At 71.7% G+C, this 23300-nt stretch carries 18 protein-coding genes; 11 read left to right on the top strand and 7 right to left on the bottom strand.

Translation table 11 applies throughout. The features are described from left to right. Positions 1–166: 166 nt before the first annotated feature. Together B0675_RS36395 and B0675_RS36390 are read right to left on the bottom strand one after the other, a co-directional pair. Positions 167–628: a hotdog fold thioesterase gene (locus B0675_RS36395; protein ID WP_081223851.1), complete on the bottom strand. Its 462-nt coding sequence runs from the start codon at positions 626–628 to the stop codon at positions 167–169. A gap of 60 nt (positions 629–688) precedes the next feature. Continuing rightward, a complete protein-coding gene (locus tag B0675_RS36390) occupies positions 689–2968 on the bottom strand; it encodes an FdhF/YdeP family oxidoreductase (protein ID WP_081223850.1) in 2280 nt (759 codons plus the stop codon). A gap of 170 nt (positions 2969–3138) precedes the next feature. On the opposite strand from B0675_RS36390, the gene polA reads away from it, so the two are divergent. Together polA and B0675_RS36380 are read left to right on the top strand one after the other, a co-directional pair. Then, entirely contained in the window at positions 3139–5865 is a 2727-nt protein-coding gene (gene polA / locus B0675_RS36385; RefSeq protein ID WP_081223849.1) for a DNA polymerase I, read from the top strand. Positions 5866–6103: 238 nt separating this feature from the next. Continuing rightward, positions 6104–7099 (top strand): serine hydrolase, encoded by a 996-nt coding sequence (locus B0675_RS36380; protein WP_081223848.1) that lies wholly within the window; start codon positions 6104–6106, stop codon positions 7097–7099. On the opposite strand, the gene B0675_RS36375 is transcribed toward B0675_RS36380, so the two are convergent. Beyond that, positions 7020–7874: a DUF4184 family protein gene (locus tag B0675_RS36375; RefSeq protein WP_081223847.1), complete on the bottom strand. Its 855-nt coding sequence runs from the start codon at positions 7872–7874 to the stop codon at positions 7020–7022. The genes B0675_RS36380 and B0675_RS36375 overlap by 80 nt on opposite strands. 280 nt (positions 7875–8154) lie before the next feature. Here B0675_RS36375 and B0675_RS40875 point away from each other — a divergent pair, with 280 nt between their 5' ends. From B0675_RS40875 to B0675_RS36350, 3 genes are all read left to right on the top strand, one after another. Then, a complete protein-coding gene (locus B0675_RS40875; protein WP_107482921.1) occupies positions 8155–9879 on the top strand; it encodes a lytic murein transglycosylase in 1725 nt (574 codons plus the stop codon). A gap of 168 nt (positions 9880–10047) precedes the next feature. Continuing rightward, the gene (locus B0675_RS40870; RefSeq protein WP_107482920.1) at positions 10048–10182 is read left to right on the top strand and encodes an SPW_0924 family protein; all 135 of its coding nucleotides are present in this window, start codon (positions 10048–10050) and stop codon (positions 10180–10182) included. A 25-nt stretch (positions 10183–10207) separates the two neighbouring features. Then, on the top strand, positions 10208–11200 hold the full coding sequence (locus tag B0675_RS36350) for a DUF3068 domain-containing protein (RefSeq protein WP_081223842.1): 993 nt from the start codon (positions 10208–10210) through the stop codon (positions 11198–11200). On the opposite strand, the gene hrpB is transcribed toward B0675_RS36350, so the two are convergent. After that, on the bottom strand, positions 11190–13787 hold the full coding sequence (gene hrpB, locus B0675_RS36345) for an ATP-dependent helicase HrpB (protein WP_081223841.1): 2598 nt from the start codon (positions 13785–13787) through the stop codon (positions 11190–11192). The genes B0675_RS36350 and hrpB overlap by 11 nt on opposite strands. Positions 13788–13936: 149 nt before the next feature. After that, positions 13937–14797: a class I SAM-dependent methyltransferase gene (locus tag B0675_RS36340; protein ID WP_081223840.1), complete on the bottom strand. Its 861-nt coding sequence runs from the start codon at positions 14795–14797 to the stop codon at positions 13937–13939. A gap of 319 nt (positions 14798–15116) precedes the next feature. On the opposite strand from B0675_RS36340, the gene rpsA reads away from it, so the two are divergent. Beyond that, positions 15117–16622 carry a 30S ribosomal protein S1 gene (gene rpsA / locus B0675_RS36335; RefSeq protein ID WP_081223839.1) on the top strand — a complete coding sequence of 502 codons (1506 nt, stop codon included), beginning with the start codon at positions 15117–15119 and terminating at the stop codon, positions 16620–16622. A 93-nt stretch (positions 16623–16715) separates the two neighbouring features. Here the strand turns inward: rpsA and B0675_RS36330 are convergent, their stop codons facing one another. Next, on the bottom strand, positions 16716–17675 hold the full coding sequence (locus tag B0675_RS36330; RefSeq protein ID WP_081223838.1) for a right-handed parallel beta-helix repeat-containing protein: 960 nt from the start codon (positions 17673–17675) through the stop codon (positions 16716–16718). A 300-nt stretch (positions 17676–17975) separates the two neighbouring features. Here B0675_RS36330 and B0675_RS36325 point away from each other — a divergent pair, with 300 nt between their 5' ends. The 4 genes from B0675_RS36325 (at position 17976) to B0675_RS36310 (ending at position 21723) form a co-directional block, all read left to right on the top strand. Further along, on the top strand, positions 17976–19502 hold the full coding sequence (locus tag B0675_RS36325; RefSeq protein ID WP_081224090.1) for an FAD-dependent oxidoreductase: 1527 nt from the start codon (positions 17976–17978) through the stop codon (positions 19500–19502). Positions 19503–19654: 152 nt separating this feature from the next. Beyond that, positions 19655–20593, top strand: a complete 939-nt coding sequence (locus tag B0675_RS36320) for a PAC2 family protein (RefSeq protein WP_081223837.1) — start codon at positions 19655–19657, stop codon at positions 20591–20593. Between the two features lie 90 nt (positions 20594–20683). Beyond that, entirely contained in the window at positions 20684–21292 is a 609-nt protein-coding gene (gene coaE, locus B0675_RS36315) for a dephospho-CoA kinase (protein WP_081223836.1), read from the top strand. Positions 21293–21342: 50 nt separating this feature from the next. Next, positions 21343–21723, top strand: coding sequence for a tetratricopeptide repeat protein (locus tag B0675_RS36310; protein ID WP_081223835.1), 381 nt, complete (start codon positions 21343–21345; stop codon positions 21721–21723). A 61-nt stretch (positions 21724–21784) separates the two neighbouring features. Here the strand turns inward: B0675_RS36310 and B0675_RS36305 are convergent, their stop codons facing one another. Then, on the bottom strand, positions 21785–22111 hold the full coding sequence (locus tag B0675_RS36305; protein ID WP_081224089.1) for a DUF6343 family protein: 327 nt from the start codon (positions 22109–22111) through the stop codon (positions 21785–21787). Between the two features lie 94 nt (positions 22112–22205). On the opposite strand from B0675_RS36305, the gene B0675_RS36300 reads away from it, so the two are divergent. Then, on the top strand, positions 22206–23192 hold the full coding sequence (locus B0675_RS36300) for an acyltransferase domain-containing protein (protein ID WP_081223834.1): 987 nt from the start codon (positions 22206–22208) through the stop codon (positions 23190–23192). Positions 23193–23300 lie beyond the last annotated feature (108 nt).

The following is a 23300-nucleotide window of genomic DNA, read 5'->3' as shown; positions in this document are numbered from 1 at the left end:
ACCGCTGCGTCAACGGGCCGGCGGCCCAGGGGGGTTGGAGGAGTTCCGGCGGCGGTCCGGGAGTGCTCGGCGGGCGTTCCGGTCGTGGGGGGCCGCGGTGCTGTGCCGTGGCCCCTCACGCTTCGGTGTCCGCCCGCCGGTCCGGGGTCCGGCGGGCCGGGGCGCGTCAGCTCTGGGGTGCGTCCTTGAGGATGCAGGTCAGGCGGGCGCTGCACACGCGCTTGCCGTCCTCGTCGGTGATGACGATCTCGTACGTCGCGGAGGTGCGTCCGCGGTGGACGGGGGTGGCGACGCCGGTGACGAGGCCGGAGCGGACGCCGCGGTGGTGGGTGCAGTTCAGGTCGACGCCGACGGCGATCTTGGTGATGCCGCCGTGGAGCATGGCGCCGACGGAGCCGATGGTCTCGGCGAGGACGGCGGAGGCGCCGCCGTGGAGCAGGCCGTAGGGCTGGGTGTTGCCTTCGACGGGCATCGTGCCGACGACGCGGTCCGCGGAGGCCTCGATGATCTGGACGCCCATGCGGTTGCCGAGGTGGCCCGCGGAGAAGAGGGCGGGCAGGTCCACGCCGAGTGCCGCGTACTCGTCGATGACCTCTTGCGGGAACGTCGGGGTGTGCTGTTCGCCCATCGGGTCCTGCTCCGTTCGTCGTGGACCACCGCGTCGTGGCCGCCCTCACTGAGCGAACGCTCAGTCGGCTGTCGATTGTTCCAGACGGACGACCACGGACTTGCTGGCAGGGGTGTTGCTGGTGTCGGCGGTCGCGTCCAGGGGGACCAGCACGTTGGTCTCCGGGTAGTAGGCGGCCGCGCAGCCCCGGGCGGTGGGGTAGAGCACGACGCGGAAGCCGGGCGCGCGCCGCTCCACGCCGTCCTTCCACTCGCCGACGAGGTCGACGTAACCGCCGTCGGCGATCTTCAGTTCGCGGGCGTCGTCGGGGTTGACGAGGACGACACGGCGGCCGTTCTTGATGCCCCGGTATCGGTCGTCGAGGCCGTAGATGGTGGTGTTGTACTGGTCGTGCGAGCGCAAGGTCTGCAGCAGCAGGCGGCCCGCGGGGAGCTCGGGGTACTCGACGGGCGCGGCCGTGAAGTTCGCCTTGCCGGTGGCCGTCGTGAAGCGGCGCTCGTCACGCGGGGCGTGGGGGAGTGCGAAGCCGGCGGGGTCGGCCACGCGCGCGTTGAAGTCCTCGAAGCCGGGGATCACGCGGGCGATGCGGTCGCGGATGCTCGCGTAGTCCTTCTCGAACTCCTCCCAGGGGGTGGCGCTGCCCTCGCCGAGGACCTGGCGTGCGAGGCGGGCCACGATGGCCGGCTCGGACAGCAGGTGCGTACTGGCGGGCTCCAGGCGGCCCCGGGAGGCGTGGACCATGCCCATGGAGTCCTCGACGGTCACGAACTGCTCGCCGCTGCCCTGGAGGTCGCGCTCCGTGCGCCCGAGGGTCGGCAGGATGAGGGCGCGCGCTCCGGTGACGACGTGCGAGCGGTTCAGCTTGGTCGAGACGTGGACGGTCAGCCGGGCGCGCCGCATGGCGGCCTCGGTGACGTCGGTGTCGGGGGAGGCGGAGACGAAGTTGCCGCCCATGGCGAAGAAGACCTTGGCCTCGCCGTCGCGCAGGGCGCGGATGGCCCGGACGACGTCGTAGCCGTGTTCGCGGGGCGGGGCGAAGCCGAACTCCTTCTCCAGGGCGTCGAGGAAGGCGGGCGCCGGGCGTTCGAAGATGCCCATCGTGCGGTCGCCCTGCACGTTCGAGTGGCCGCGGACCGGGCAGACGCCGGCGCCGGGGCGGCCGATGTTGCCGCGCAGCAGGAGGAAGTTGACGACCTCGCGGATGGTCGGCACGGAGTGCTTGTGCTGGGTGAGGCCCATCGCCCAGCACACGATGGTGCGCTTCGAGGCGAGGACCATCTTCAGGGCCTCGTCGATGCTCTCGCGGGTGAGGCCGGTCGCGGTGAGCGTCTCGTCCCAGTCGGCGGCCCGGGCGGCCGCGGCGAACTCTTCGAATCCGTGCGTGTGTTCGGCGACGAACGTCTCGTCGACGGCGCCCTCGGTGGCGAGGATCAGCTTGTTGAGGAGGCGGAAGAGGGCCTGGTCGCCGCCGAGGCGGATCTGCAGGAAGAGATCGGTGAGCGCGGCGCCCTTGAGCATGCCCTGGGGGGTCTGCGGGTTCTTGAAGCGCTCCATGCCCGCTTCGGGCAGCGGGTTGACGGTGATGATCTTCGCGCCGTTGGTCTTGGCCTTCTCGAGGGCGGAGAGCATGCGCGGGTGGTTCGTGCCGGGGTTCTGTCCGGCGACGATGATCAGGTCCGCCTGGTAGAGGTCGTCGAGGAGGACGCTGCCCTTGCCGACGCCGATGGTCTCGGAGAGGGCGGAGCCGGACGACTCGTGGCACATGTTCGAGCAGTCGGGCAGGTTGTTCGTGCCGAGCTCGCGGGCGAAGAGCTGGTAGAGGAACGCGGCCTCGTTGCTGGTGCGGCCCGAGGTGTAGAAGACGGCCTCGTCGGGAGAGGCGAGGTCCTTCAGCTCCCCGGCGACGATGTCGAAGGCACGCTGCCAGTCGACCGGCTCGTAGTGGTCGGCGCCCTCGGCGAGGTACATGGGGTGGGTGAGGCGGCCCTGCTGGCCGAGCCAGTAGCCGCTGCGGCCGGCGAGGTCGGAGACGGGGTGCGCGGCGAAGAAGTCCGGGGTGACCCGGCGCAGGGTGGCTTCCTCGGCGACGGCCTTCGCGCCGTTCTCGCAGAATTCCGCGGTGTGCCGGTGCTCCGGCTCCGGCCAGGCGCAGCCGGGGCAGTCGAAGCCGTCCTTCTGGTTGACGCGGAGCAGGGTGAGCGCGGTGCGGCGGACACCCATCTGCTGCTGGGCGATGCGCAGGGTGTGTCCGATGGCGGGCAGTCCGGCCGCGGCGTGCTTCGGCTCGGTGACCTGCGGCGCGTCCTGGACCGGATCGCCGGCCGGCGGCTTGCTGGCCATCGCTGGACCCCCTTCGCGTGCGCACATCGGTGTGCGTCTCCTGGTAGCCCTTCGATCCTCGCACGCGCCGCCGACAGCGCCGGTGGCGGGCCGGGGGATTTCCGGGCGGGGGCGGGTGCGCGGGGCCGGGGCGGCTCTCGATGTCAGTGGACCGTGGCAGGATCGGGGGTGTGGCAGAGACAGCATCGAAGAAGACCGAGAAGACCGCAGGTACGGGCCGCCCGCGCCTGATGCTCATGGACGGGCACTCGCTGGCCTACCGGGCGTTCTTCGCGTTGCCCGCGGAGAACTTCACGACCGCGACCGGCCAGCCGACGAACGCCATCTATGGGTTCGCGTCGATGCTGGCGAACACGCTGCGCGACGAGGCGCCCACGCATTTCGCGGTGGCGTTCGACGTGTCGCGCAAGACGTGGCGCTCCGAGGAGTTCACCGAGTACAAGGCGAACAGGTCGAAGACCCCGGACGAGTTCAAGGGGCAGGTCGAGCTGATCGGCGAGCTGCTGGACGCGATGCACGCGCAGCGGTTCGCGGTCGACGGCTTCGAGGCCGACGACATCATCGCGACGCTGGCGACGCAGGCCGAGGCCGAGGGCTTCGAGGTGCTGATCGTCACCGGTGACCGCGACTCCTTCCAGCTGGTCTCCGAGCACACGACGGTGCTGTACCCGACGAAGGGCGTCTCCGAGCTGACCCGGTTCACCCCGGAGAAGGTCGTCGAGAAGTACGGACTGACGCCCGCCCAGTACCCGGACTTCGCGGCGCTGCGCGGCGACCCGTCGGACAACCTGCCGGGCATCCCCGGCGTCGGCGAGAAGACGGCCGCGAAGTGGATCAACCAGTTCGGTTCGTTCGCGGACCTCGTCGAGCGGGTGGACGAGGTCAAGGGCAAGGCCGGGCAGAACCTCCGCGACCACCTGGAGGCGGTGAAGCTCAACCGCCGGCTCACCGAGATGGTCAAGGACGTCGAGCTGCCCCGGACGGTCACCGACCTGGAGCGCGCCGCGTACGACCGCACGGCCCTCGCGATGGTCCTGGACACCCTGGAGATCCGGAACCCGTCGCTGCGCGAGCGGCTGCTGGCGGTCGATCCGGGTGCGGAGGAGGCCGAGGAGAAGCAGCCGGCCGCCCCGGGTGTCGAGGTCGACGGCGCGGTGCTGGGCGCGGGCGAGCTGAAGCCGTGGCTCGCCGAGCACGGCACGGCCGTCCTCGGCATGTCCACCGTCGACACCTGGGGGCTGGGCACCGGCTCCGTCGCCGAGGTTGCGCTGGCCGCTGGAGCGGGCCCGGCCGCCTGGTTCGACCCCACGCAGCTCGACGCGGCCGACGAGAACGCGTTCGCGCGGTGGCTCGCCGACCCCGCGCACCACAAGGTCCTGCACAACGCCAAGGGCGCGATGCGGGTCTTCGCCGAGCACGGCTGGACCATCGAGGGCGTGACGATGGACACCGCGCTCGCCGCCTACCTGGTCAAGCCGGGCCGTCGTTCCTTCGCACTGGACGCGCTGTCCCTGGAGTACCTGGGGCGCGAGCTGGGGCCGGCCGCCGCGGTCGACGGGCAGCTCGCCTTCGGTACGGACGAGCGGGCCGAGGCCGACGCGCTGATGACGCAGGCCCGCACGATCCTCGACCTGGGCGAGGCGTTCGAGGGGAAGCTCCAGGAGGTCGGCTCGGCCGACCTGCTGCGGGACGTGGAACTGCCCACCTCCAGTCTGCTGGCCCGTCTGGAGCGGCACGGCATCGCGGCGGACAGGGCCCATCTGGAGGCCATGGAGCAGATGTTCGCGGGCGCCGTGCAGCAGGCGGTGAAGGAGGCGCACGCGGCGGCCGGGCACGAGTTCAACCTCGGCTCGCCCAAGCAGCTCCAGGAGGTCCTCTTCGGCGAGCTGGCCCTGCCGAAGACGAAGAAGACGAAGACGGGCTACACGACGGACGCGGACGCGCTGGCCTGGCTGGCAGCGCAGACCGACAACGAACTGCCCGTGATCATGCTCAGGCACCGTGAGCAGGCGAAGCTGCGCGTCACGGTCGAGGGCCTGATCAAGACGATCGCCGCGGACGGCCGGATCCACACGACGTACAACCAGACGGTCGCGGCGACCGGCCGCCTGTCGTCGACCGATCCGAACCTCCAGAACATCCCGGTGCGCACCGACGAGGGCCGCGCGATCCGCCGGGGCTTCGTGGTCGGTGAGGGCTTCGAGTCCCTGATGACCGCGGACTACAGCCAGATCGAGCTGCGGGTGATGGCCCATCTGTCCGAGGACGAGGGCCTGTTGGAGGCGTTCGCCTCCGGCGAGGACCTGCACACCACGGTGGCCTCCCAGGTGTTCTCCGTGGAGCGGTCCGGTGTCGACGCGGAGATGCGCCGCAAGATCAAGGCGATGTCGTACGGGCTGGCCTACGGGCTGTCGGCGTTCGGTCTCTCCCAGCAGCTGAACATCGAGGCGGGCGAGGCCCGTGCGCTGATGGACACGTACTTCGAGCGGTTCGGCGGGGTCCGGGACTATCTGCGCCGCGCGGTCGACGAGGCCCGTGCCACGGGCTACACGGCGACGCTCTTCGGGCGCCGCCGCTATCTGCCCGACCTCAACAGCGACAACCGGCAGCGCCGGGAGGCAGCCGAGCGCATGGCGCTCAACGCCCCCATCCAGGGCACGGCCGCCGACATCGTCAAGATCGCGATGCTGAACGTGGACCGCGCACTGCGCGAGGAGGGCCTCACGTCCCGCATGCTCCTTCAGGTCCACGACGAAATCGTCCTGGAGATCGCACCCGGGGAGCGCGAGCGGACGGAGGAGCTGCTGCGCCGCGAGATGGCGTCCGCGGTCCAGCTCCGCGCCCCGCTCGACGTGTCGGTCGGCTCGGGCCCCGACTGGGAGTCCGCGGCCCACTGACCGGCCCTGCGACCGGCGGCAGCGGGCCCGGCACCTCCCAGGTGCCGGGCCCGCTCGCGTCGGCCGACGCGGCCGGGCGCGTGCCCGTCCCGAGGGCGGGGAGCACAGGGGACCGGGCCGTCCCGCACTCCGCCGGTGCCGCCCCGTCACCCGCGTTGTCCACAGTCGCCGGCCGTGGTGTCACTCGCGTGGCTCTCGCAGCGGGCCCACCGCCCGGGGGGCCCGTAAGGATGCGGGCATGGGTATACGCACGCTCCACCGCCGCACGGCCATGTCCGCGACCGTCGTGGTCGCGACCGTGACGGTGACCGCGGCCGTCGTCCCGGTGCTGCTCGCGCCGGTGCCCGCGGTCGCCGCGAACGCCGGCACCGCCCAGGTGCCCGCCGTCTGCCGTGCCCCGCGCGATCCCGACCTGGCGGCCCGGATGTCCCGTGACCTGCAGGCGGCGCTGTCGGCCCGCCGGGGCGCCGTGTCCGTCGCGGTGCACGACGACAGGACCGGACTCAGCTGCGCGGTCGCCGGCGACCGGCAGTACGACGCGGCCAGCGTCGCCAAGGTGATGATCATGGAGGGCGCGCTGCGCCGGGCGGAGACCCTGCGGCGCAGGCTCACCCGCTGGGAGCTGGCCAACGTCCGCCCGATGATCACCCGCTCCGACAACGCCTCCGCCGTGCGCCTGTGGTCCGACCTCGGCCACGGTTACCTGTCGCGCTTCCTGAGCCGTGCCGGGACGAGCCGCACGGTCCTCGGTCCGAAGGGCTACTTCGGCCTGACCCGCACCACCGCCGACGACCAGATGCGTCTGCTGGACGTGCTCACCGACGCCCACTCGTTCCTGAAGACCCGCGGCTACGGCCTGCGGCTGCTCACCGAGGTGCGCGACGACCAGCGCTGGGGGGTGCCCTCGGGAATGCCGCGCGGTCTGACCGCCCACCTCAAGAACGGCTGGCTGCCCCGCGCCACCCACGGCTGGCGCGTGCACAGCGTCGGCGCCTTCACCGGACCCGCCCGCACCTACCGCATCGTCGTCCTGACGCACGACAACCCGACGATGGCGTACGGGGTCCGCACCATCGAACGCATCGCGCAGGCCGTGCACCGGGGCCTCGCCCGGGGGCGCGGCCTGCCCCCGGCCCCCGCCCCCGGGACGGCGGTCAGCGAACGGTCGGACGGCTCGGCTCCGTACGGGCCGCTGCCGGGCTGGGACGAGCCGGAGCGGGGCGCCACACCCTGACCCCCACGCTGTACAGACCGAGGCCGAGGACCAGTCCCGCGCCGCCGCCGAAGCACAGGGTCGGAATCAACTCCCACGGCTTCGCGACAGGCCCCCGGTACGCCCACCAGCGCGACGCCCGCTGCACCGCGCCCGCCAGCACACAGCCCCCGACGACCCCGCAGGCCAGCCACCGGTCGGCGGCGGACAGCACCGGCACCCCGAGGGCCGGGCCGGCCGGAGTGCGGCGCAGCGCGGCCACCGTGAAGGCGACGATCACGACGGCGGCCACCGCCGAACTGCCGTACTGGAGGTACCAGTGGAGCGGTGCGCCGGCCAGGTCTTGGCCGAGGACGGGGAGGAGCCGCGTGCCCCACCGGTCGTGATGCGTGAACGCGTCCCACACCACATGGGTCAGCGCGCCGAGCGCGGCCGAGACGTACCACCACAGGGCCGGCCCCGGGCGCGGCCGTTGCCGCGGAGCCCCGCAGCGCGCCAGCCGGGCCGGCCGCCCCTGCGCGGCCGCCGGAAGGAGCGCCACGAGCGGTTCCCGCACGCCCAGCCACACGCCGACCAGGATCCACGCGACGAGGACGTCGACGGTGAACACCCCGGTGAACGCGTGGGTGAAGGAGCCGAACTCCATCGCGCCGGGCAGCACACCCGCCGCGTAATAGGTCAGATCGGGGGAGAAGGAGCCGGCCACCAGGACGGCGGGAACCAGTCGGCCGCGCCCCGTCCCGTCCCCGCGCAGGCCGGGGAGGACCGCCGCGGCGTGACTGAGCGTGAAAGGCAAGTCGTCCCCCTGTGACGCCTGTTGGGCCGGTATGTCCGGCCGGTTGATCACCGACGGCCATTATGGAGGACGGCGTGACATGGCCAAGTGGTGAATATCGGGCGCGAACGGGTCCCCGCGCGACGGAAGTTGACGTAGGGTCGCCTGGGTCGACGTGCCGGGGAGCACGATCGAACAGCGGACGAACACGAGAGCGGCGGGACGCGCACCGGGACCTGGAGCGCACGGACATCGCAGAGACGGCGGGCTCGCCCGGTCGTCGGTGGGAGGGGTTCACTCAATGGCGGCGCAATTCGGCAGGAGGCTGCGCACAGGCGCGGCTACCACCGCTGTGGCCGCGGTCGCGGTCGCTGCTCTGTCCGCGTCGCAGGCGCCCGGAGTGACCGCGGACGACCGCGGAAGACAGACCACCGGAGCCGACGTCGGCCAGGACGCGAGCGCCACGGGTGACGACGGCAGCGCGACCGGCAACTCCCGCTACTACACGGACCTGCCGCCGCTCGACAGCCCGAAGCCCTCGCCGACCGTCGGCAGCGGGACCCCCGCCGCCACGGGCGACGCCGAGGCGGGCATCCCCGCGAGTGTCCTCGACGCCTACAAAAAGGCCGAGGAGTCGCTGCGCGCGTCCAAGCCCGGCTGCAACCTGCCCTGGCAGCTCCTCGCCGCCATCGGCAAGGTCGAGTCCGGCCAGGCCCGCGGAGGCCGCGTCGACGCGAGCGGGACGACCCTGTCACCGATCCTGGGCCCCGTCCTGAACGGCAACGGCTTCGCCAGCATCAGCGACACCGACCACGGCGCGTACGACGGCGACAGCACGTACGACCGCGCGGTGGGCCCCATGCAGTTCATCCCCTCCACCTGGGACTGGGCGGGCCGCGACGGCAACGACGACGGCAAGAAGGACCCCAACAACATCTACGACGCGGCCCTGGCCGCCGGGCACTACCTGTGCCGCTTCGACCACGACATGTCGGTCCCGTCGCAGATGAACCAGTCGATCCTCAGCTACAACAACTCGACGGCGTACCTCAACACCGTCCTGTCGTGGCTGCAGTTCTACCGCAAGGGCACGCACGAGGTGCCGGACGGCACCGGCACGCTGCCCACGCACCACAGCGACGACGCGACCACGCCGAGCCCGGGCACCACGCCGCCCGCCTCCTCGCGCCCCGGCCACCCGTCGAAGCCGTCCAAGCCCACGCAGCCCCCGACGACGCCGCCCACCACGCCTCCGACCACCCCGCCGACCACGCCCCCCACCACACCGCCTCCGACCAAACCGCCGACGCCCACCGAGACGGTGGACCACCTGGCGGACGGGGGCAGCGGGAAGCTCACCGCGACCGCCGGGGGCACCTTCGCGCAGAAGATCGTGGTGCGGACCGAGGACAAGGCCGACAAGGCCGTGGCGGGCGTCCGGGTCCGCTTCACGATCGTCGGCGACACGGACGCCACCTTCACCGGTGGCGAGACGGTCGCTGTGGTCAAGACGAACGGGCTCGGCGCGGCCACCGCCCCCGCCCTCGTCGCGGGCGAGAAGACCGGCGGCTTCACCGTCCGCGCCACCGTCGTGGGCCGCACCCTGGCCGGCCTCGACCACACCGCGACCGTCACCGCACGCCAGGCCGACGCCCTGGCCCGCACCGCCGACACCGCGCTGACCTGTGTACCCGGTGGCGAGTTCGCCGAGCAGGTGGAGGTGAAGGCCACCTACAAGGGAGCCGTCGCCGGCAAGGTCGCCGCCACCGCGACCCTCGTGAAGTCCGCCGACGACGCCACCGAGAACGACAAGGGCCCCTTCTTCAAGGACGCCGACGGCAAGACCGTCCGCACCCTGAAGGACCTCACCACGGACGCCGACGGCCTGCTCAAGCTGCCGAAGCTGTACGCCGACGACACCACCGGCACCTTCCTGCTCCGCATCACCACCACGGGCGGCGCGACACTGACCGTCGAACTGACCGTGGCCGCCGCACCCGTGGCGTCCGAGACGCCCGCCGCCTGACCCGGCGCGGCCCGCTCACGCGTTCAGGGCGCCCCTCCGCCGTCGGCGGAGGGGCGCCCGGCTGCGTCGAGCGCGTGCGGTGCTGTGCGACGTGTTCTCATCTCGCGCGCCCGTTGCTACGGTGCCGGACCTGACGATGTATCAGCTCCTGGCCCTCGGGAGGCCCGCATGCGTGCCCTCATCGCCGCCGCGACCGGCTTCGCCCTGGCGCTCGCGCTGGTCCTGACCATCACGGCCATGGGCTCGCCGGCCGGCCAGACCTCGCCGAAGCCGATGCTCACCACCGTCCCCAAGCACCCCTGACCAACGCACCGGGAGGGCCGTCGAGATGCGCCGCAAGGCAAGCCTGATCCTGCTCGCGCTCGCCGTGTTCTTCACGGCACTGTCCCCGCTGCTGCGCTGGTACGCGTTCCCGCGGCTGGCCAAGGTCCCCGCCGGCCAGTACCAGGACATGGTCCTGGAGGCGAAGGACGCGACCCTCCTCGACTACGGCACCATGCAGGCGAAGAAGGTCCCCAAGGTCACCATCGTGCAGACCCTCAAGGGCAACGTCGGCGCCTCCGAGCGGATCGAACGCACCGCGGGCCGCGACGTCGTCGTCTGGGACTCCCTCTCCTACGTCCAGGGCCCCGACGGGAAGATGGTCTCCAAGCTCCCCGAGCGCTACATCTTCGACGCCCACAGCCAGGACCCCGTCCACGCCACCGGCGAGTCCGTCGACGGCGACCCCGTCACCCGCCAGGGCATCGAGTTCAAGTGGCCCTTCCGGACGGAGAAACGGGACTACGAGTACTTCGACGCGCAGACCCGCACCTCGGCGCCCATCCACTACAAGGACACCCGGACCTTCCGGGGCGTCACCGTGTACTACTTCGAGCAGACCATCCCCTGGACGAAGGTGACGTTCCCCAAGATCATGCCCGTCCAGGGCATCACCCCGGAGTCCGTCGCCAAGACCGGCACCACCCGCTGGTACACCACCGTGCGCAAATTCTGGGTCGAACCGCTCACCGGAGCACCCGTCTACGGCGAGGAGATCCACAAGGAGGAGCTGCGCGGCGGCACCCTCCTCGGCGGCCGGGACAAGGTGACCGCCTTCTCCGGGCACGTGAAGATGCGCGAGGACTACATCGAGCACACCGTCGACCTCGTCAAGTCCAACCGCACCCTCATCCTGCTGCTGACCTCGTACCTCCCCTGGGGCTTCCTCGTCCTCGGTATCGCCCTGCTGGCCCTGTCCCTCCACCTGGAGGCCCGTGGACGCCGGCCCGGCGACGCCGCACCGGCCCCGGCGACCGACCCCGAACCCGTCAGCGCCTGAGCCGCGCGTTCGTGTACCGCGTCGGCTCCGCCGTCGCCGGGTCCTCGGGCCACGGATGCTTCGGGTACCGGCCCCGCAGCTCCGCCCGTACGCCCTTGTAGCCGTCCTTCCAGAAGGAGGCCAGGTCCGCCGTCACCGCGGCGGGCCGGCCCGCGGGGGAGAGCAGGTGCACCAGCACGGGGACCCCGGCGACCGCGGGCGACGCCTGCAACCCGAACATCTCCTGCAACTTCACGGCGAGCACCGGCTGTTCGGGATCGCCGTAGTCGACGCGGATCCGTGAACCGCTCGGCACCCCGATCCGCTCGGGCGCCAGCTCGTCGAGCCGGCCCGCCTCGCCCGTGGACCACGGCAGCAGCCGGTTCAGTGCCTGCCCGGCGTCGATCCGCGCGAGGTCCGCCCGCCGCCGCGCCCGGCTCAGCTCCGGCTCCAGCCACTCCTCCACGCGCGCGTGCAGCGCCTCGTCGGAGACTTCGGGCCACGGGGCGCCGAGCCGCCGGTGCACGAACGCCAGCCGCTGCCGCAGCACTTCGGCGTCCGCCGACCACCGCAGCAGCCCGAACCCCTCCTCCCGCAGCCCCTCCAGCAACGCCTCCCGTACGAGCCCGGAGCCGGCGTTCCGCAATGGCCGCACCGCCAGTTCCACCGCACCGAGCCGCTCCACCCGCCGCGCGACGACGTCACCCTGCGCCCAGTGGACCTCGTCGCCCTCGGAGTGCAGCCCGGCGGCGGCCCGCCGTGCCGTGCCCTCGTCGGTGACGGCGGCGAGCCGCACGCGCGCGTGGCCACTCCCGACGGGACGATCGGCCACCGCCACCGCCAGCCAGGGAGCACCGCGCAGCGAGGAACCCTCCCCGACATCGGCACGGGTGCCGTTGACCATGAGATGCGAGGCGCCCTGCACACGCGCGAGGCGCTCGGGGAACGCCAGCGCCGCCACGAGCCCGACCACCCGGTCGTCCCCGGGCGCCCCCTGCTCCGCACCGCCGGACCTCTCGGACCGCTCCCCGTCGCCGCGTCCGGCTCCGGCCCGGGAGGGCGCGCCGGCGGACGACGGCCCGCGGCCCGTCGCGGAGCCGGCCTCCGCCGCCGCCGAGCGCAGCCGGCGGGACTCGGTGCGCCAGCGGGACGCGTAGGCGTCACCGCCGCGCCGGGCCGCGCGCCAGGCCGCGGCCAGGTCGTCGCCGTACTCGCGCGGCGGCTCCTCGCTCAGCAGCGCGACCACGTCGGCGGCCCGCGCCGCCCCCACCTCCGGCGCCGCGTCCAGCAGGGCCCGCGCGAGCCGGGGATGCAGACCCAGCCGGGACATACGGACACCGCGCTCGGTGGCCCGCCCCGAGGCGTCGACCGCGCCCACGGCCGTCAGGACGGACCGGGCCGCCGCCATCGCCCCGCCCGGCGGCGGATCCAGCAGGGCCAGCCCCGTCGCCGCCGGATCACCCCAGCAGGCCGCCTGGAGCGCGAACGCCGTCAGGTCGGCGACCTTGATCTCCGGTGCGGGGAAACGCGCCAGCCGGCCGTCCTCCGCCTCCGCCCAGCACCGGTACACCGCGCCCGGCGCCTCCCGGCCGGCCCGCCCCGCCCGCTGCCGTCCGGCCGCCTGCGAGGCCCGTACGGTCGTCAGCGCGCTCAGCCCGCGCGCGTGATCCACCCGCGGCTCGCGTGCCAGCCCGGAGTCCACCACCACGCGCACCCCGGGAACCGTCAGGGACGACTCGGCCACCGACGTCGCGAGGACCACCCGGCGCCGGGCGGCCGCAGTGAGCACCGCGTCCTGCACGGCGGCAGGCGCCCGACCGTGGACCTGGAGGACGTCGACGTCGCCGAGACCGCCCAACTGTCCCGCGACCCGCGCGATCTCCCCGACGCCGGGAAGGAAGCACAGGACGTCACCCGTCCGTTCGGCCAGCGCCCGCCGTACCGTCGACGCCACGTGCGTCAGCAGAGCCGGGTCCACCCGCATCCCGTGCGGCGGCCGGACCGGACGGGCGGGCGGGGCCCACACCACCTCGACCGGATGGGAGACGCCCTCCGCCTCGACGACCGGTGCGTCTCCGAGCAGCCGGGCCCAGCCTCCCGCGTCCGTCGTCGCGGACGCGGCGACCAGCCGGAGCTCGGGACGGAGCGCGGCCCGCACGTCGAGCAGGAACGCGGCCACCGTGTCGGCGTCCAGATGGCGCTCGTGGCACTCGTCGAGCACGACGACGTCGACGCCCGACAGCTCCTGGTCCCGCTGGAGCCGCTGGAGCAGGACACCCGTCGTGACGACCTCCACGCGCGCGTGGCGACCGACGACGCGCTCCCCGCGCACGGTGAAGCCGATGCTCCCGCCGACCGGCTCGCCCAGCAGCCAGGCCATCCGCCGGGCCGCCGCCCGGGCCGCGATCCGCCGCGGCTCGGCCACCACCACCCGGCGGGGCGGGCGCCCGTCGTCCAGCAGCCCGGCCAGCGCCAGCGGCACCAGGGTCGTCTTGCCGGTGCCGGGCGGCGCCACCAGCACCGCCCCGCCGTGCCCCTCCAGGGCGTCGTCGAGACCGGGCAGGGCACCGCTTACGGGCAGGACGTCCAAGGCGTCGTAACGGATCACGCACCCAGTCTCGTACGCGCGTCAAACCGGTTGCTCACGCGCGGGCGGTGCGTGTGCACTCACGCGCGTGCGCGCACTCCCCCTGTTAAGAGGCCCTCCTCTATACAGGGGGAGTGCTACCGCGCGGCGGTCTCCTCGTCCCGCCCGGCTCAGTCCCGTTCGCACACGAAGATCGCCGTGCCCGGGATGAGGTTGCCGCGCAACGGGGACCAGCCGCCCCACTCCTGGGTATTCCAGGCGGGCCACTCCGGTTCGACGAGGTCGACCAGACGGAAACCGCCGGCCACCACGTCCCGGACCCGGTCGCCGATCGTCCGGTGGTGCTCGACGTAGACCGCGCGGCCCTCGTCGTCCTGCTCCACATAAGGGGTGCGGTCGAAGTAGGACGCGGACACCGACAGCCCCTCGGGGCCGGGCTCGTCCGGGAACGCCCAGCGGATCGGGTGGGTGACGGAGAAGACGAAACGGCCGCCGGGACGCAGCACCCGGCGCACCTCGCTCAGCACCAGCACCTGGTCGGCGATGAACGGCAGTGCCCCGTACGCCGAGCAGGCGAGGTCGAAGGAGGCGTCCGCGAAGGGCAGCGCGCAGGCGTCCGCCTGCACCAGCGGCACCCCGCCGCCGATCCGCAGCGCGTGCTGGAGCTGGCGGTGGGAGAGGTCCAGGGCGACAGGGCGCGCGCCCTGGCCGGCCAGCCAGCGGGAGCACTGTGCCGCACCGGCGCCGATCTCCAGGACGTCCTTGTCCTTGAGGTCCTCGGGCGGGCCGAGCAGTTCGGCCTCCACCTCGTCGAGGCCCTCGGGGCTCCACACGAACCGGTCGTCACCGAGGAACGTGCCGTGTTCGATCTGGTACTCGTCCGCGTTCCGGTCCCACCAGCCCCGGTTCGCCCGCGAACTCTCGGTGAGATCGGCGGCGCGTCGGGTGGCTTCCGGTTCGAACGGTTCGGGCTCTTGGATGATCGGCTCCCTCGTCGTACTCTTCCGTCCAACCCGTCTCGGGCGTGTCACGGCAGAGATGTTCGGCTACCCGCGTGGCCTCGTGAGACAGGTCTTGTGCCGGGATTGCGGCGATCCGCCCCGGGTGTGCGCCTTCGCGCATTGACCCTGCCCGGCTGCCCCCGTATGCTACAAGTTGCGCTGCGGGCCTGCGCTCCTCAGACGTAGCAGGTAACGCTCGCATCTGTATGTATGTCCCCTCGGTTCTCGAGGCGCCACCGGGTTCTTCCGGTTCGGCGTTTCTTTGGCTGTCCGGCTTCTACAGGGCGAAACGGGCTCCCGGCGTAAGCAGTACCTACGACTCACTGTCCGTACCGGAGCCCTTTCCCACATGACGAGCAGCACCGAGACCACCTCTACCACGCCGCAGGTAGCGGTCAACGACATCGGTAACGAGGAAGCTTTCCTCGCCGCGATCGACGAGACGATCAAGTACTTCAACGACGGCGACATCGTCGACGGCGTCATCGTGAAGGTCGACCGGGACGAGGTCCTGCTCGACATCGGTTACAAGACCGAAGGTGTCATCCCGAGCCGCGAGCTCTCGATCAAGCACGACGTCGACCCGAACGAGGTCGTCAAGGTCGGCGACGAGATCGAAGCCCTTGTTCTCCAGAAGGAGGACAAGGAAGGCCGCCTGATCCTCTCGAAGAAGCGCGCCCAGTACGAGCGCGCCTGGGGCACCATCGAGAAGATCAAGGAAGAGGACGGCATCGTCACCGGCACCGTCATCGAGGTCGTCAAGGGTGGACTCATCCTCGACATCGGCCTCCGTGGCTTCCTGCCGGCTTCCCTCGTCGAGATGCGCCGTGTCCGCGACCTCCAGCCCTACGTGGGCAAGGAGCTCGAGGCCAAGATCATCGAGCTGGACAAGAACCGCAACAACGTGGTCCTGTCCCGCCGTGCCTGGCTGGAGCAGACCCAGTCCGAGGTTCGCCAGACGTTCCTCACGACCCTGCAGAAGGGTCAGGTCCGCTCTGGCGTCGTCTCCTCGATCGTCAACTTCGGTGCCTTCGTGGACCTGGGTGGCGTCGACGGTCTGGTGCACGTCTCCGAGCTCTCCTGGAAGCACATCGACCACCCCTCCGAGGTTGTCGAGGTCGGCCAGGAAGTCACCGTCGAGGTCCTCGACGTCGACATGGACCGCGAGCGTGTCTCCCTGTCGCTCAAGGCGACGCAGGAAGACCCGTGGCAGCAGTTCGCCCGGACGCACCAGATCGGTCAGGTCGTCCCGGGTAAGGTCACGAAGCTCGTTCCGTTCGGTGCGTTCGTCCGCGTGGACGAGGGCATCGAGGGTCTGGTCCACATCTCCGAGCTGGCCGAGCGCCACGTGGAGATCCCGGAGCAGGTCGTCCAGGTCAACGACGAGATCTTCGTCAAGGTCATCGACATCGACCTCGAGCGCCGCCGCATCAGCCTCTCGCTGAAGCAGGCCAACGAGGCCTTCGGTGCCGACCCGGCGTCGGTCGACTTCGACCCGACCCTGTACGGCATGGCCGCGTCGTACGACGACCAGGGCAACTACATCTACCCCGAGGGCTTCGACCCGGAGACCAACGACTGGCTCGAGGGCTTCGAGTCCCAGCGTGAGGTGTGGGAGACGCAGTACGCCGAGGCGCAGCAGCGCTTCGAGCAGCACCAGGCCCAGGTCATCAAGTCCCGCGAGGCCGACGCTCAGGCCGAGGCCGAGGGCGCCAGCACCTCCACCGCGGCTCCGGCCGCGTCCGGTGGCGGCGGCGGTTCGTACTCCTCGGAGTCGGACGACAACTCCGGCGCCCTGGCGTCGGACGAGGCCCTGGCGGCTCTGCGCGAGAAGCTCGCCGGCGGCCAGAGCTGAAAGGCTCCCCGCTAGGCAGTAGTTGAAAGAAGTGGGCCCGCACCGATTCGGTGCGGGCCCACTTCCATGGGGGGGCCTGTTGTTCCGGCAGAGTCAGGGCGTCACCGTGACATTGGTGAGCCCCTTGCCGCCCGTCACCGTGTTCGACGCGTACACGGTGGTCCGGCACGACGTGCTGTAGTTCGTGACGTTGACCGCGAGTTGCTTGTCCCCGGTGGCACCCCGCAGGTCCGAGGTGTTGCCGCGGAACACGGTGCCGCAGCCCCAGCCGGACTGCTGGGTGTGGGTCTCGTATCCGTCGTTCGTGGTCGCGGTTCCCTTGTTGTTCTCGACGAGGACGTCGTTGCCCTTCACGTCGACCCAGGAGTCGTCGAAGTTGGCACCGGTCAGTCCGCTGCCGTCGAAGGTGTTGCCGGTGATGCGCGCACCCGTCGTGCCCTCCTTGATGTCGACGTTCTCGCCTCCCACGTCCGGGCCGATCGTGTTGCCGCTGATCTCGATACGGTCGCTCCTGTCCGAGGTCCCGCCGGCCGTGCCCACGTATACGCCCTCGCCCATCCCGCGGCCGTCGTTGCCGGTGTCGTAGATCTTCGAGTTCCTGATCGCGCCGTCCGTGCTGGAGTTGCGGAAGTGGACGCCCTCCATGTCGAGCCCGTGGACGGTGACCGTGTCCACGACGACGCCCTTCGCCGAGTCGATCATGATGCCCTTCTGGCCGCCGGTGACGGTGACGCCCCGGACCGTCCAGTACGAGGCGCCGTTGAGGTGCAGCCCGTATCCGCCGCCCGCCGTCAGGACGGCCTTCGCCGAGCCGGTGAGAGTGATGCGGGAGCCGGAGCTCGCGGCCGTCGTCGTCTTGAAGTTGCCGGTGTACGTGCCGTCCGCGAGGTGAATGGTGTCGCCGGGCGCGGCGGAGGTGAGCGCCGACTTCAGCTGGGCGGCCGTGGCGACCTCGATGGTCTGCGCCGCGCTCGCGGTGGAGGCGGACACGAACACTCCGCCGGTGGCCAGTGCCGCGCCGAGCAGGGGGAGAAGCGTGCGTCGCATACGCATGTGGGGGGTGACCTTCCCGTCGGTTCGCAAGAAAGTGGTTCTTGTACATGAACTTTGGGCGCCCACATGAACGTAAGGGTGCTTCGGGGTCGCGTCAAGGTACGTACCAGGCCGGTGTGCGGGGAGGGAAACGTGGCGGATACACGAGTAACCGCAGGGCTGTAACCGGCTGTTGCCAGGATCCCCGGGTCATCCAAGATCGAGAGGGGAGCCGAAGGCATGGCAGCACAGGAGCGATCGAGTGCGTCGAGCCGGCGCGCGTTCTTGCGTACCGTCGGTCTGACCGGCGGTGCGGGCGCGATGTTCGCGACCATGGGAGCCCTCGGCCTCGCGCCCACCGCGCAGGCCGCCCAGCGTGAACAGCCTTACCGTGCACCGAAGTCGGGCGATTTCACGCTCACCGGGAGAGGCGCCGCGAAGGTCGTGATCGTAGGCGGCGGCATCGCCGGACTCGCCTCCGCCTACGAACTCGGCAAGGCGGGCTACGACTGTACGGTCCTGGAGGCCAGGGACCGCACCGGTGGCCGCAACTTCACCGTGCGCGGCGGGGACGCGACCACCGACCTGTACGGCAACACCCAGACGGCACGCTTCAGCGACGGCCAGTACATGAACGCCGGACCGGCTCGCATCCCGCAGTGGATGGTCACCCTCGACTACTGCCGCGAACTCGGCGTCCCGGTCGAGGTGTTCACGAACACGAACGCGGACGCGTACATGTACAACGAGTCGTCCGGCATGACCAAGCCGGTCCGTCACCGCACCGCCAAGGCCGACGTGTACGGCTACGTCTCCGAACTGCTCGCCAAGGCCACCGACAAGGGGGCCCTCGACAGGGAACTGACCGCCGCCGACCAGGACCGGCTCGTCGAGTTCCTCAAGGACTTCGGCGAACTCGGCGACAAACTCGCCTACGAGGGCGGACCGCGCCGCGGCTACACCACCGTGCCCGCCGCCGCCGGAACCCCGGGGACCGTCCTCGGAGACGTACCCACCGCCTCCCAGGTCTTCGCCAGCGGCGTCGGCCGCTACTTCTCCTTCGAGTTCGAATTCGACCAGGCCATGCTGATGTTCCAGCCGGTCGGCGGCATGGACCAGATACCCAAGGCCCTCACCCGGGCCATAGGAGCCCACCGCGTCCGCACCGGAGCCGCGGTCACCCGGATCACCGACAAGGGCCACGGCGTCACCGTCACGTACACCCAGGGCGGCCGGACGAAGTCCGTCGACGCCGACTTCTGCATCGGCGCCCTGCCGCCCAACATCCTCGCCAAGGTCCCGCACAACCTCGGCTCCGGCGTCCAGAGCGCCCTGGAGGCGATCACCCCGCAGTCCGCGGGCAAGATCGGCCTCGAATACCGCTCACGCTGGTGGGAGCTCGACCACCGCATCTACGGCGGCATCACCGAGACCGACCAGGACGTCACCCACATCTGGCACCCCTCCTACGGCTTCAACGGCCGGCGCGGCGTCATGATCGGGTACTACAACTACGGCTCCGACGCCGACTCGTACGCCAAGCTCGCCCCCAAGGACCGGGAGAGGCGCGCGGTGGCCGCGGGCGTCAAGATCTACGGCGAGAAGTACCGGACCGAACTCGCCTCCTCCTTCTCCCACCACTGGCGCCAGACACCGCACCTCGAAGCCGCCTGGCACGACACCCCCGGCGGACCCGACGACCCCCGCTACACGCCGCTGAACCGGCCCACCGGGCGCGTCTTCTTCGCGGGCGACTGGCTCAGCTACACCGACGCCTGGCAGCACGGCGCCTTCACCTCCGCCCGCAATGCCGTCAGCGCGCTGCACGCGCGCGTGCTGTCGTCGTGACGCTCCACACGCGCGTGCCGTCCTGGTGACACGCGTCTGCCGTGCTCGTGGCGGACGGGGAACGCGGCCGGCCGACGGTGCGGAGCACGGAACGGGAATGTCCGTGCTCCGCACCATGTTGTCGAGTACGAACACGAGGAGGAGCGGTCACAGTGCTTGATCCGCAGGGTTTGTACGCATGGGAGCCGAAGGGGCTGGCCGTGGTCGACATGGCACTCGCCCAGGAGTCGGCCGGTCTTGTCATGCTCTACCACTTCGACGGATACATCGACGCGGGTGAGACGGGCGACCAGATCGTCGACCGTGCCCTCGACTCGTTGCCCCACCAGGTCGTGGCCCGTTTCGACCACGACCGGCTCGTGGACTACCGGGCCCGCCGCCCGCTGCTGACGTTCAAGCGCGACCGCTGGACGGAGTACGAGGAGCCCACGCTCGACGTCCGCCTCGTCCAGGACGCCACCGGCGCGCCCTTCCTGCTGCTCTCCGGCCCCGAGCCGGACGTCGAGTGGGAGCGCTTCGCGGCCGCCGTCCAGCAGATCGTGGAGCGGCTCGGCGTCCGCCTCTCGGTGAACTTCCACGGCATCCCCATGGGCGTCCCGCACACCCGCCCGGTCGGCCTCACTCCGCACGGCAACCGCACCGACCTGGTGCCGGGCCACCGCAGCCCCTTCGACGAGGCGCAGGTCCCCGGAAGCGCCGAGTCCCTCGTCGAGTACCGCCTCATGGAGGCCGGACACGACGTGCTCGGTGTCGCCGCGCACGTGCCCCACTACATCGCGCGGTCGCCGTACCCCGACGCGGCGCTGACCGTCCTGGAGTCCATCACGGCCGCGACCGGCCTGGTGCTTCCCGGGATGGCGCACGCCCTGCGGACCGAGGCGCACCGCACCCAGACCGAGATCGACCGGCAGATCCAGGAGGGCGACGAGGAGCTGGTCGCCCTCGTCCAGGGACTGGAGCACCAGTACGACGCCTCGGCCGGTGCCGAGACCCGGGGGAACATGCTCGCGGAACCGGTGGACATCCCTTCCGCGGACGAGATCGGTCAGGAGTTCGAGCGCTTTCTCGCGGAGCGTGAAGGCGACTCTTGACACCGTCGCCCGGCCGCCGGAACCCGGGTCCCCGGACCGGGGGCCTCCCGGCCCGGCGCGCTGTCGGTGCCAGGCCCTAAGCTGCCAGGCATGCTGAAGGTGGGCCTGACCGGCGGTATCGGCGCCGGCAAGAGCGAAGTGTCCCGGCTCCTCGTCGAGCACGGGGCGGTCCTGATCGACGCGGACCGCATCGCGCGGGAGGTCGTCGAGCCCGGAACTCCCGGGCTGGCGGCGGTCGTCGACGCCTTCGGCGAGGACGTGCTGACGGCCGAGGGCGCACTCGACCGGCCCCGGCTCGGCTCGATCGTCTTCGCCGACCCCGAGAAGCTCGCCACCCTGAACGCGATCGTGCACCCGCTCGTCGGCACCCGCTCGCGCACCCTGGAGGAGGCCGCCCCGGCGGACGCCGTCGTCGTGCACGACGTGCCCCTGCTCGCCGAGAACGGCCTGGCCCCCCTGTACGACCTGGTGATCGTCGTGGACGCCCGCCCCGAGACCCAGCTCGACCGCCTCGTCCGTCTGCGCGGCATGACCGAGGACGACGCCCGCGCCCGCATGGCCGCGCAGGCCCCGCGCGAGAAGCGGCTGGCCGTCGCGGACATCGTCATCGACAACGACGTGCCACTCGCGGATCTGGAGCGACGGGTGGCGGACGTATGGGGCGATCTCGTGCGCAGAGCCCGGCAGCCCCAGGAATAGCGTCCCGCGGGCGGGGCGTTGAACCGTTGCAGCGAGGGAAGGACTCTGCCGTGCCCGAGACCAGCGGACCGACCGGACGCACTCCGGAGACCCATGTCATCGACTTCCGTGCCGCCGAGCAGCTGCTCGGCGCGCGAGACCCGCAGGGCGCGGTGAAACTGCTCGACCGTGTCATCGCCGCGCACCCCGAGAACACGGCAGCGCGGCTGCTGCGCGCGCGTGCCTTCTTCGCCGCCGCGCAACTGCGTCCCGCGGAGCTCGAGTTCACGATCGTCCTGGAGCGCGAACCGGACAACGCGTTCGCGCACTTCGCGCTCGCCCGGACCTACGAGCGCCAGCGGCGCCCCGAGCAGGCGAAGCGCCACTTCAGACTGGCGGCCGCGCTCGACCCGAACCCGCAGTACCTGGAAGCGGCACGGTTCGACTCCTAGGACGGCTGCCGTCGCTCTCCGGCGCCGTACGCCCCGCTTCGGTGACGCGGAGGAGCGCTCCTCAGGGACGCGACGGCTTCGAGTGGCGGTGCGTCGGCGGGCGGGGAGGAGGGTTCGGAGGCGGCGCCGACCGCTCGTCGACCGGTTCGTACGGCGGGACGTCACGGCCCGGCTGGTAGTGCGGCCCCTGCCGGATGTGCCGGACGATCATCACCATGTCCACGGTGACGAGCAGCCACAGCACCGCGCAGGCCGCCGCCCAGCCCGGCCGTCCCGCCAGGACGAAGGCCACGGTTCCGGCGACGGCCCAGATCAGGCCCCACGCGCTCAGCCAGAACCGCAGCCGCAGAGCACTGCGTGCTGTCACCGGTTCACTGCCCGTACGCATCAGGATCACCGTTTCCTACGGTGAAACGTACTCTTCGTGGTGCACGTTCACCAAAGGAGAGCGGCCCCGACGGCGGCCGCCGGGGGAGGCGACAGTGCTGCTGAAGGAGCTCCGGGCGGACGCGAGACTGGCCGAGTGGCTGAAGGACCTGGAGCGTGAGGGCCCACCCCGGGAGGCGGTGCCGCTCCCGGACGCCGACGAGCTGCCCGAGGTCCTGCTCGACCTGTCCGTGCCGCACGAACACATCAACGAACTCGTCGCCCTTCGGGGGCAGTTGGCCGCCGACCCGGAGGCCATGGCGCTCCTCGCGCGGTGCGTCACCCGTTTCGTCCGCGACATGGGGGAGATCGGCACGGCCTGGGAGCCGCCCGTTCTCCCTGCGTCCACCGGAGCCCTCGGCCGTTGCTTCCCCCTGTTCGTCTTCGTCGCCACCCTCCCGTACGTCCGCGCCCACCACCGGGAACGCGGCATCCCGGAGGACGTGTCCCGGCGCACCCTCGCCGACCTGGGCCGGCATGTCTCCGTGCACCATCGGCGCGCGGGCGGCCCCGGGCTGCTGTTCCCCTGGTGGACAGCCCTGCACTTCCACGGCGAGCTGTTCCAGCTGGGCCGGCTCCAGTTCCAGCGGGCGGTGCTGGGGCAGCGCACCGGCCGTGCCGTCGTGGCGGCGGGCCTCGGAGCGGGCCCCGGCGACGTCTGCCTCAGCCTTCACATCACCGACTTCCGCGGCCCGCTCTCCCCGGCCGCCTGCGACCGCTCGCTCACCCTGGCCCGCGCGTTCTTCGCCCGCCACTACCCCGAAGAGCGCCACGAGATCGCCACCTGCCACTCCTGGCTGCTCGACCCGCAGCTCAAGCGGTATCTGCCGGCGGAATCCAACATCATCCGCTTCCAGGACCGCTTCGCCGTCGAGTCCGAGGAGACCGGCGCGGACGACGGGGTGCCGGTCGGATTCGTCTTCGGCGACCCGGATCTGCCCGTCGACACGCTGCCGCGGCGCAGTAGCGTCGAGCGCGCGGTGGGGGACCATCTGCGCGCGGGCGGCCACTGGTACGGGGGAAGCGGCTGGTTCGCGCTGTAGGGCGCGAGTCCGCCCCCGTGCGACAACCCGGTGCGGGGCTGCTCTGCACGCGGCCCCGGGTCGGCTCCGCGCAGGCCTGCCCGCGCCCCCCGGCGGGCTCGTCCCGGG

The sequence above is a fragment of the Streptomyces sp. M41(2017) genome, assembly GCF_002078175.1.
Lineage (GTDB): Bacteria > Actinomycetota > Actinomycetes > Streptomycetales > Streptomycetaceae > Streptomyces.
The sequence above is the reverse complement of the archived record's forward strand: the minus strand, read 5'-3'. Positions and strand labels throughout refer to the sequence as shown.

Bases quoted from the DNA above. Each gene is read 5' to 3' on its own strand.
- B0675_RS36325 (WP_081224090.1), top strand. From the start codon at position 17,976: ATGTTCGCGACCATGGGAGCCCTCGGCCTCGCGCCCACCGCGCAGGCC.
- B0675_RS36305 (WP_081224089.1), bottom strand. From the start codon at position 22,111: ATGCGTACGGGCAGTGAACCGGTGACAGCACGCAGTGCTCTGCGGCTG.
- B0675_RS36380 (WP_081223848.1), top strand. From the start codon at position 6,104: ATGGGTATACGCACGCTCCACCGCCGCACGGCCATGTCCGCGACCGTC.
- B0675_RS36350 (WP_081223842.1), top strand. From the start codon at position 10,208: ATGCGCCGCAAGGCAAGCCTGATCCTGCTCGCGCTCGCCGTGTTCTTC.
- B0675_RS40870 (WP_107482920.1), top strand. From the start codon at position 10,048: ATGCGTGCCCTCATCGCCGCCGCGACCGGCTTCGCCCTGGCGCTCGCG.
- coaE (WP_081223836.1), top strand. From the start codon at position 20,684: ATGCTGAAGGTGGGCCTGACCGGCGGTATCGGCGCCGGCAAGAGCGAA.
- B0675_RS36330 (WP_081223838.1), bottom strand. From the start codon at position 17,675: ATGCGTATGCGACGCACGCTTCTCCCCCTGCTCGGCGCGGCACTGGCC.
- B0675_RS36390 (WP_081223850.1), bottom strand. From the start codon at position 2,968: ATGGCCAGCAAGCCGCCGGCCGGCGATCCGGTCCAGGACGCGCCGCAG.
- rpsA (WP_081223839.1), top strand. From the start codon at position 15,117: ATGACGAGCAGCACCGAGACCACCTCTACCACGCCGCAGGTAGCGGTC.
- B0675_RS40875 (WP_107482921.1), top strand. From the start codon at position 8,155: ATGGCGGCGCAATTCGGCAGGAGGCTGCGCACAGGCGCGGCTACCACC.
- B0675_RS36395 (WP_081223851.1), bottom strand. From the start codon at position 628: ATGGGCGAACAGCACACCCCGACGTTCCCGCAAGAGGTCATCGACGAG.